The organism is uncultured Megasphaera sp., from assembly GCF_958350005.1.
In the GTDB taxonomy this organism is placed as follows: Bacteria; Bacillota; Negativicutes; order Veillonellales; family Megasphaeraceae; genus Megasphaera.
The window spans coordinates 1-10,158 of the sequence record NZ_CATWFF010000072.1; the positions used below are offsets into that span (position 1 = coordinate 1).

10 protein-coding genes are annotated in these 10,158 nt (G+C 50.5%); 9 read left to right on the top strand and 1 reads right to left on the bottom strand.

The features are described from left to right. The first annotated feature begins 195 nt into the window (after positions 1-195). The 8 genes from Q3886_RS05640 (at position 196) to Q3886_RS05675 (ending at position 7,857) form a co-directional block, all read left to right on the top strand. Positions 196-1,182, top strand: coding sequence for an AAA family ATPase (locus tag Q3886_RS05640; RefSeq protein ID WP_301860196.1), 987 nt, complete (start codon positions 196-198; stop codon positions 1,180-1,182). Continuing rightward, positions 1,182-2,024, top strand: coding sequence for a stage 0 sporulation family protein (locus Q3886_RS05645; protein WP_301860197.1), 843 nt, complete (start codon positions 1,182-1,184; stop codon positions 2,022-2,024). Before Q3886_RS05640 ends, Q3886_RS05645 begins: the two co-directional genes overlap by 1 nt. Continuing rightward, positions 1,996-2,748, top strand: a complete 753-nt coding sequence (locus Q3886_RS05650) for a tRNA1(Val) (adenine(37)-N6)-methyltransferase (RefSeq protein ID WP_301860198.1) — start codon at positions 1,996-1,998, stop codon at positions 2,746-2,748. Before Q3886_RS05645 ends, Q3886_RS05650 begins: the two co-directional genes overlap by 29 nt. Positions 2,749-2,765: 17 nt before the next feature. Continuing rightward, entirely contained in the window at positions 2,766-3,614 is an 849-nt protein-coding gene (gene rsmI, locus Q3886_RS05655; RefSeq protein WP_301860199.1) for a 16S rRNA (cytidine(1402)-2'-O)-methyltransferase, read from the top strand. Positions 3,615-3,649: 35 nt separating this feature from the next. Next, a complete protein-coding gene (metG, locus tag Q3886_RS05660) occupies positions 3,650-5,587 on the top strand; it encodes a methionine--tRNA ligase (protein ID WP_301860200.1) in 1,938 nt (645 codons plus the stop codon). After that, positions 5,588-6,367: a TatD family hydrolase gene (locus Q3886_RS05665; RefSeq protein ID WP_301860201.1), complete on the top strand. Its 780-nt coding sequence runs from the start codon at positions 5,588-5,590 to the stop codon at positions 6,365-6,367. Further along, positions 6,364-6,627, top strand: coding sequence for a TIGR04076 family protein (locus Q3886_RS05670; RefSeq protein WP_301860202.1), 264 nt, complete (start codon positions 6,364-6,366; stop codon positions 6,625-6,627). The genes Q3886_RS05665 and Q3886_RS05670 overlap by 4 nt, the downstream gene beginning before the upstream one ends. 246 nt (positions 6,628-6,873) lie before the next feature. Further along, on the top strand, positions 6,874-7,857 hold the full coding sequence (locus Q3886_RS05675) for an MBL fold metallo-hydrolase (RefSeq protein WP_301860203.1): 984 nt from the start codon (positions 6,874-6,876) through the stop codon (positions 7,855-7,857). Between the two features lie 64 nt (positions 7,858-7,921). Here the strand turns inward: Q3886_RS05675 and megL are convergent, their stop codons facing one another. After that, positions 7,922-9,124 (bottom strand): methionine gamma-lyase, encoded by a 1,203-nt coding sequence (gene megL / locus Q3886_RS05680; protein ID WP_301860204.1) that lies wholly within the window; start codon positions 9,122-9,124, stop codon positions 7,922-7,924. A 146-nt stretch (positions 9,125-9,270) separates the two neighbouring features. Between megL and Q3886_RS05685 the strand changes: the two genes are divergently transcribed. Beyond that, a partial coding sequence (locus Q3886_RS05685; protein ID WP_301860205.1) for a LysR family transcriptional regulator occupies positions 9,271-10,158 on the top strand: 888 nt, incomplete at its 3' end.

The window sequence follows — 10,158 nt, forward strand, 5'->3', positions numbered from 1 at the left end:
TGGCTGCGCGTGTCCTGCGCGCAGGAAGGACAGATGCGGCCGGCAGGGGCAATTCATGATGATGTATATCAGCTGGTGCAGACTGTGCTGAACCCATAGAGAATACGTGTATTTTGGCAGTAAACCTAGACTTTACTGCCAATTTTTTTTATAATAAATTAGTTAAGATATTTTTTAACGGCAAAGGAGAAATCCATGGAATCGGCGTATTTTCAGGGCATTATTGGACATGGGGCTATAAAGAAACGCCTGCAGCAGCTGATGGAAAGAGATCGGCTGCCTCATGCCATGATTTTTGCCGGACCGGCCGGTGTGGGCAAGACGCTCATGGCCTGTGCTGTTGCCTCAGCCGTGACGGGGCGAACTGTCTTTGAACGGCGGGAAGAGCTGACAGATGTGCCTGTCTTATCTGACCGGGATGAGGCCTATTATGTGGCTCCTGTCGGGGCTATGCTGAAGGTCGGCCAGTTTCGCCAGCTTCAGAGCCGGCTCATGCTGCAGGGGCGGACAGCCCGGCGCATATGTGTCATTGATCACGTAGAAACGATGAATGCCGAGTTTGCCAACTGCATGCTGAAAACCCTGGAAGAACCGCCGCCGGGAGTGTGCTTTATTCTGATTACAGATCAGCCGTCGCTGCTGCTGCCGACGATTATTTCCCGGTGTGCCTATATTTCCTTTGATCCTGTCAGCGACGAGGATATGCTGCAGGGACTGCAGCAGCTCCGCGGCGGACAGACCAGTGACTACGAACAGGCTGTGGCCTGGGGCGGCGGCATCGTATCTGCCGTATATGCCTATCTGGACGGCAACGGGGCTGAAGAAGCGCGGCAGGCCCTGCTGTTTCTGCATACCATATCGGAACATGCCTGTCCCTATGCCAAGTGGCTGTCCGTATCTGTCGATATCGGCGATGGGGCGGCCATGGATATATTCCGCTGGATTGCCCTGTTTCTGCGGGATCTGGCTGTCCTGCGCAGCGGCGCCGATGAGCACCTGCTGCGGCTGCGCCAGTACAGGAAGGATATGATGGAACTTTTGCCGTATTGGCCGGATGCAGGCATTTTCACAGCCCTGCAGGTGATGGAAGAAGGAATGGAAGCCCTGAAGCGCCACGTCAATGTGCGTCTCGTATGGGATTATGTCTGTATTCGCTGTATAAAGGCCAAAGGAGGTATGTAATGGTCATAGTAGGGGTGCGGTTTAAACCGGCCGGTAAAATATATTATTTTGATCCGACAGGTATTTCCCTGTCACTGGAAGACGGCGTCATTGTCGAAACGGCGAGGGGCATGGAATACGGTACCGTTGTCATTGCACCGCGTACGGTCAAGGATGGCGATGTCGTCCAGCCGTTAAAGCCCATTATCCGCAAGGCGACGGCCAAGGATCTGCGTCAGGTAGAGCGGAATAAAGAACGGGAAGCCAAGGCCTTTGACATTTGTCTGGAGAAAATAGCCAAACATAAGCTTCCCATGAAGCTTATTGACGTCGATTATACGTTCGATATGGGAAAAATTATCTTCTTTTTTACGGCAGACGGGCGCATCGACTTTCGGGAACTGGTCCGCGATCTGGCTTCGGTATTTCGTACGCGTATTGAACTGCGGCAGATTGGCCTTCGTGATGAAGCCAAAATGATCGGCGGCATTGGCTGCTGCGGCCGGCCTTTGTGCTGTGCCACCTTTCTGGGAGATTTCAAGCCCGTATCGATCCGCATGGCCAAGAGTCAGGGCATGTCGCTGAATCCGACGAAAATTTCCGGTATCTGCGGCCGTCTCATGTGCTGCCTGCGCTATGAAAACAGCCTGTATACGTCAGGCGAGCTGAAATGTGCAGGATGCCAGCAGAAAGAAGGACAGCAGAAGCCGCCGGCTGTGGGCAAAAAAGTCATGACCGATGACGGCGTCGGCACGGTGCTGCGGATTCACATGAAAGATCATACCGTAAAAGTACAGCTGGATACAGGCCATTCGGTCAACGTGGCCTGGTCCGATGTGGCGGAACTGGATCATGACGATTGAGCTCAACGCCCATGAACGGCTGGATGACCTGGTTCTGGACGGCATGAAGCTGATTCAGCGGGATGACGAATTCTGCTTTTCCCTGGATACGGTAGTATTGGCTCATTTCGGTACGGCACCGCGCAGTCCTGTCCTCGACCTGGGGACGGGAACGGCAGCTATTCCCCTCATATTGACTGCCCGCGGTGTCCGGCAGATTACAGGGGTCGAGCTGAATCCGGTCATGGCTGATATTGCCCGCCGCAATGTGGCTCTCAATGGCCGTGACGATCGTATTCGCATTGTAGAAGGCGATTACCGGCAGCTGAAGAAGTGGGTTTCCAGCGGCTATTATAGCGCTGTTTACGCCAATCCGCCCTATCGGGAAAAGAGCCGCGGTGCCTGCAGCGAGCTGGACGGTGTGCGCCGGGCCCGTCATGAAGAGACAGCGACGCTGGCCGATGTCATGGCGGCTGTACAGTACGCTCTGAAATATCGGGGGAGGTTTCGCATGGTTCATATTACGGAACGCCTGACAGATATTCTGGAAGCTATGCGCCAGTACGGCATAGAACCGAAGACGGTGCAGTTCATTCACGGCCGTCCAGATAAAAAGGCGAAGCTCTTTCTCGTAGAAGGCGTGCGGGGAGGAAGCCCGGGACTGGACGTCCTGCCGCCCCTTATTGTGCACGAAGCTGACGGCGCATACAGCCGCGCTGTTCTCGCCATGTACGGCAAGACCTGATACAGAAAGGAGATACGATGGCAGAGATTTTTCAAAAAGGGACGCTCTATCTTTGTCCGACGCCGATTGGCAACCTCGAAGATATGACTTATCGTGCTGTGCGCTGCCTGCGCGAAGCCGATATTGTCGCCGCCGAAGATACGCGTCATACGAAGCAGCTCTTTGCCGCGTACGGTATTGAAACGCCCCTGACCAGTTATCATGAACACAATAAAGCCGAAAAAGGGCCTCATCTTCTGGAACTGTTGCAGGAAGGGAAGATGGTCGCCCTGGTCAGCGATGCCGGCATGCCGGCTATCTGTGATCCCGGCAGCGATATGGTTCATCTGGCTATTGAGGCAGGTATTCCTGTCGTGCCTCTTCCAGGGGCCAATGCCGGTTTGACCGGTCTGATTGCGTCCGGTATGGACACGACGCGGTTTACGTTCATCGGCTTTCTGCCGAAGACGCAGAAACACCGCCTGCCCGTGCTGGAATCAGTCAAATCCTATGAAGGGACGCTCATCTTTTATGAAGCACCCCATCGCATTCAGACGGTCCTGCGGGAACTGCAGGATCATCTCGGTAACCGGCAGGCTGTTTTGTGCCGGGAACTGACCAAAAAATATGAACAGTATCTGCGCGGATCGCTGAGTGAGTTGCAGGAACAGCTGGCTCAGCAGGGGACGCGCGGTGAATTTGTTGTTCTCGTCGCCGGTGCAGCGCCCATGGAAGACACAGCTGTGCCGGATGATGCAGATTATGCCGCCATGGTTCAGCAGCTCATGGATCAGGGCGCTGATAAAAAGGACGCTGTCCGCACCATAGCCAAACAGTGCGGCGTGCCGAAACGCAGGGTATATCAGGCTGCGCTCACGTTATCATAAATCGGCTCATTTGCCGGTACAGGAGGAAACGCTCTATGACTGAAAAGAAGAAGTATTACATTACGACCCCGATTTATTACCCCAGTGCCAAGCTTCATATTGGCCACACGTACTGCACGACCATTGCCGACTCGCTGGCCCGGTTTCACCGGCTTCGCGGTGACGACGTCTTTTTCCTGACTGGATCTGACGAACACGGACAGAAAATTCAGCGCGCTGCTGAAGCCAAGGGCGTAACGCCGCTGCAGTACGTCGATGAAATCGTTGCCCTGTTCCAGGATTTATGGCACAGACTGCATATTTCCAACGATGATTTCATTCGGACAACAGAAAAACGCCACGAAAAAGTAGTTCAGAAACTGATGCAGATTTCCTACGACAACGGCGATATTTACAAAGGTGAATATACGGGCTGGTACTGTACGCCGTGCGAATCGTTCTGGCCGGAAAACAAGCTGCCTGAAGGAAAGCATGTCTGCCCGGACTGCGGCCGGCCCCTGGAACTGGTAAAAGAAGAAGCATATTTCCTGAAAATGAATAAATATGCTGATCGGTGGCTGAAATTTATTGATGAACATCCCGATTTCATTCAGCCTGAATCGCGGCGCAATGAAATGATTTCGTTTGTAAAAAGCGGCCTTGAAGATCTGTGTGTATCCCGTACGTCCTTTGACTGGGGGATTAAAGTACCCTGGGATCCGAAGCACGTCGTCTATGTCTGGTTTGATGCCCTGGCTAACTACCTGACAGCTGTCGGCTATATTGATGACCCCAAAAAATTCGCCAAATTCTGGCCTGCTGATCTGCATCTCGTCGGCAAGGAAATCGTCCGTTTCCATACTATTATCTGGCCGATTATGCTCATGAGCTGCGGTCTGCCTATTCCGAAAAAGGTCTTCGGTCACGGCTGGCTCATTGTAGACGGCACGAAGATGAGCAAATCCCTGGGCAACGTCGTCGATCCTATTCCTCTGATCGAACGGTATGGTGCTGACGCACTGCGGTATTATCTGCTCAAGGAAGTGCGCCTCGGTCAGGACGGCAATTTCTCCCTGCCTTCCTTCATTAACCGCATTAACTCGGACCTGGCCAACGATCTGGGAAATCTGCTGCAGCGGACCCTGGCGATGGTGGAAAAATATGAAAACGGCGTTGTTGCCGGCCCGTCCGCTTCCGAACCAGTCGATGCAGAACTGGCTGAATGTGCTGTAAAGACGGCGAAGGAATTTGAAGCCTACATGGACGACATGAAGATTAATGACGCCATTAATGATGTATGGACCCTCATTCGCCGCAGCAATAAGTATATTGATGAAACGACGCCATGGGTACTGGCAAAGGACGATGCCAAGAAAGAACGGCTCCAGACAGTACTGTACAACCTTCTCGAATCGCTGCGCATCATTGCCATCCTGGTCAGCCCGGTTATTCCGGTCAGCGCTGCTGATATGTGGAAGCAAATCGGCCTGGGCGACTTCAGCAGTGCAAACCTGCCGGATGCACAGGTATGGGGCAAATACCCGGCCCAGACGAAAGTATGCAAAGGCGAAGCCCTGTTCCCGCGGTACGATTTAAATGAAGAAATTGCCGATGCGGATCCACAGGAACTAAAAGCCGATGCCTGCCCGGCTGCCAAGGAACCGACGAAGCCGGAAATTTCCATTGATGACTTTGCCAAATGCGACCTCCGCGTCGGCAAGATTGTAGCCTGTGAAAAGATCCCCAAGGCCAAAAAACTGCTGAAACTGCAGGTAGACCTGGGAACAGAAACGCGGCAGATCGTCAGCGGCATTGCCAAACATTATAATCCAGACGATCTGGTTGGCCGCAGCGTCGTCGTCGTTACCAATCTGAAGCCGGTTAAGCTGTGCGGCGTTGAATCAAACGGCATGGTCCTCGCCGCCCTGGACGGTGCTGATAAACTCCAGGTCGTTTTGGCTGACGGCATGCCGGCAGGAAGCCAGGTGCGGTAAATGCTGTTTGATACCCATTGCCATATTAATGATGAAGCTTATGCCGAAGACCGGGAGGCCATGATGGAACGGGCCTTTGCTGCCGGCATGACCTACATGCTGTGCCCTGGCACGGATATTCAGACATCGGCTGAAGCCGTTGCGCTGAGTCACCAGTATCTGCAGGTATACGCAGCCGTCGGCATCCATCCGGAAGACGCCGCTTCGGCGACACCGGAAGGCTTTGCCCAGATTCGCCAGTGGCTGCAGACAGAGAAAAAAGTCGTCGCCATCGGTGAAGTAGGCCTGGATTATCATTGGCCGGAACCGTCTCATGATATTCAGCACGATGTCTTTATTGAACAGGTCAAAATGGCGGCAGAACTGGATGTGCCTCTGGATATACACGACCGTGAAGCCCACGGTGATACGATGGACATTCTCCGCAAGTACGGCAAGGGGACGCGCGGCGTGTTTCACTGCTATTCAGGCAGCCTGGAAATGGCGCAGGAACTGATCAAGATGGGCTATTACATCGGCTTTACAGGGACGATGGTATTCCCGAAGTCCAAAAAGCTGAAGCACATTGTCTGCGAACTGCCGCTGGACCGCATCCTCATCGAAACGGACAGCCCCTATCTGACGCCGCCGCCGTATCGGGGCCGCCGGAACGAACCGGCTTACGTCCAGTACGTGGCAGAAGAAATTGCCCGTCTGCGGGACATGGATGTTCATGAAGTGCGCCGTATTACCGAAGAAAATGGCCGGAGAATTTTTGGAATTCCCAGTGATATACCATGAAGCGGCCGAAGATACGGATTACAATTGTCGATAAAATCGGCAAGGGCGGATGCCACCGCGGACACTGCGTAGGAGAGTCTTTTGACTACGATACGGAGCGGGGAAAACTCTGCCCCATGGCCATGCACGTAGCCTTTCCGTATATCGATATTCTCCGCTATGGCGGCACCATTCCCGGGCAGCCGGCAGGGACGGCTGTGTTCTGCTGTCCCGATGTGGATGTCATTAACGTATTCAAAGCCGAAATCGTAAGCGAATAAAAACGGATTATCCCTGTTTCCTGCATATAGCGCAAATCCCCCTGAGTCCGATGAGTCAGGGGGATTTGTTATACTGCCAGAGAAGGCAGGTGTTTGCTGTTTTGTATTTTGGCGCATAGCGCAGCCTTGATTTTGTTCGTATGCAGGCTAGGGGATATAATTACAGGGTATGTAGGCACAGCTGTACATAGTATGGTATACTTTGGATAAGAACGCAGCAGCTTATATGCTTACAGGAGGTTTTGTATGATTCACCAGCTTTGTCAGCAGCCGCAGATCTACCAGATCCATGTAGATTTGCCGGATAACCCGCTAAAATATCTGAATTCCTATGTCATTAAAGGAAAAACGCGGAATCTCGTCATTGATACGGGATTTAACCGGCCTGAATGCCGGCAGGCCCTGTGCAGCGGGCTGAATGAGCTCGACATCGACCTGCAGCGAACGGATTTGTTTATTACCCATCTCCATGCCGATCACAGCGGTCTGGTCGGGCTGTTTTCCGCTGCGGGCTGCCCCATATACATGCATCCCGATGATTACCAGTATCTGTGCGATTCAGAAGACGGCTCGACGTGGAAATTTGCGGAAGATAATTTTATGCGCGAAGGTATGCCGGAAGAAGATATAAAGACCCAGTTTTCCAATCAGGCCCGTAAGTTTTCGCCGAAAATTGATTTTTCTGTTCACGCCGTTCATGACGGCGACGTCGTTCGCCTGGCAGACTGTGATTTTCACGTCATTCATACGCCGGGGCATACGAAAGGCCTGTGCTGTCTCTATTTGCCGGAAGAAGAAATTTTCTTTACATCAGACCATATTTTATTCGATATTACGCCTAATATACAGGTGTGGTACAACATGAAAGATTCGCTGGCTCAGTATTTCCGCAGTCTGGACAAGGTATACGACCTTCCTGTAAAGCTGGCTCTGCCGGGACACCGAAAGGAAGCTCATTCTATTAGAGAACGAATTGATGATATCAAGGCGCACCACCATGTCCGCCTTCAGGAAGTGCTGGACATTGTCCGGAAGTATCCCGGCTCAACAGCCTTTGCCATTGCGCCTCATATGACCTGGTCCATGCGCGGCAAAAAGTGGGACGAATTCCCGCCGACCCAGAAATGGTTTGCCCTGGGGGAAACGCTGGCCCATATTGAGTATCTCCTTCATCACGGCCAACTCGTACGCACAGATGTACAGGGCATCTATCACTATAGCCTGCCATAAAAGGAAAAAGCAAGAACTCACCGCTGATTTCAGAAGCAGGAGTTCTTGCTTTTATATAGTAAGATTATTTGGAAATACAATTTAGTGCCTGGTCTAGATCAGCGATAATATCTTCTGGATCTTCCAGTCCTACGGAGAGACGGACGAGTCCTTCGCTGATGCCGGCCATTTTTAGTTCTTCCGGCGTATACGTTGAATGGGTCATCGTGGCGGCGTGTTCAATTAGTGTTTCAGCATCACCAAGGGAAACAGCCAGTTTGCAAAGATGGACATTATCCATGACTATAGCACCTGCCGCTTTTCCGCCTTTTAGCTCAAAAGAAATCATGCCGCCTGGCAGGGACATCTGCTTTTTGGCTAATTCATATTGCGGAAAACTGGTGAGGCCAGGATATGAAACAGAAGCCACTGCAGGATGTTTTTCTAAAAATGCTGCGACTTTCATGGCATTAGCACAGTGTTTTTCCATGCGAATAGCCAGCGTTTTCATGCCGCGGGCAATAAGAAACGAATCGAAGGGACTCAGGACGGACCCGGTCATGTCTTTGATGCCAAACAGACGTACTTGCGTGATGAATTCTTTCTTGCCGCAGACAAACCCGGCAATGACGTCGCCATGGCCATTTAAGTATTTTGTTGCTGAATGGACGACGATATCGGCTCCGTATTCAACAGGGCGCTGAATATAGGGAGTACAAAATGTATTGTCTACAATGACCTGGCAGCCTTCTACTGCATGGGCAATTGTGCTGATAGCTGCTATGTCAGTGACTTTTAAGGTTGGATTAGCAGGTGTTTCCAGATATACTATCTTTGTGTTAGGGCGCATGGCTTTTTGTACTGCATCGAGGTCGCTCATATCGACAAAGGTCGTTTCTACGCCAAAGGTGCTGAGACCATGGTTCATAAGGGCAAAGGTACAGCCATACAGGGTATCGCCGGCAACAATATGATCCCCTTGCTTCAGCAGACTCCACAAGGCTGCGGCAATGGCCCCCATACCGGAACCAGCGGCTACACAATCCTCTGTTCCTTCCAGCATGGCCAGTTTTTCTTCTGCTACCGCTGTAGTTGGATTACCAAGACGGCTGTAAATATATCCTGGTTCTTCCAGTGCAAAGCGCCGGCCGCCTTGTGCAGCAGAATCAAATACAAACGTCGAGGTCTGATAGATCGGACTTGTCAGTGCTCCGAAAGAATTGGCTGTTGTACCCCCATGAATAGCTCTGGTTGCAAATCCCAGGGATTGCATGTCTTCACGTTTCATAAGAATCCCTCCTTTTAATTGAAATTATTTTTTCCGTTTTACGTAATTTCCTTTTCAAGTAAAGTATAACAGAGACAATGCAGTTTGAATAATATTAGGAAATGTGAATAAAGGATAGTTATAAACTATGTACAGGAGGTATGCATATGACATTACAGCAATTAAAATATATTGTGGAAATTTATCGCTGTGGATCTATTACAGAAGCGGCCCGCCGATTGTTTATTGCGCAGCCGAGTTTGAGTAAAGCCGTTAAGGATCTGGAAGAAGAGTTTTCTATTACTATTCTGAAACGGAGTCGTCATGGCGTATCCTTTACGGAAGATGGTATTAAATTTCTCCAATTTTCTCGACATATATTAGAAGCAGAAAAGGGAATGCATGAATTCTTTTCAGCTAATTCCGAAGATAAAGAAGAACTGAACCTGTCCATTTCTTCCCAACATTACATGTTTCCTGTTGATGCCCTGCTGTCCTTGGTTAATGCTATGCCGCCGTCCAGGCACTATACGATTCGGATGCATGAAGTACGAACTTCACAGGTAATTCAGGACGTCTTAACGCAAGTAAGTCAGATCGGCATTCTGTATGTATCGGATATGATTGCTACCTATATGAATCGATTGTTTGAAAAAAATGATTTGGAATTTACACCATTTTATGATTTTCCTCCGTATGTATATTTAAAAATATCCCATCCTCTTGCCAAATACTCGTCCTTAACGCTGGAACAGTTAGAGCCGTATCCTTATATACGATATGAGCAAGGTGGAGATCCCTATCAGTTTTCAGAAGAAATTGTTATTCCGGCTGTATCTTCGAAGAAAACGGTGTATGTAACTGATCGATCTACAATGTTTAGTTTTCTTAGCCATACTAATGGATATAATTTGGGGACAGGTTGCTGCATTCCGAGGGTTGTATCTGATACCATTTGTTCTATCCCTTTGAATGGGCCGTTTGGGTATATGAAAATTGGTTGGATTAAAAAGAAAAATACCATTATGAGCCAAGCCATGCAAGAGTATGTACAC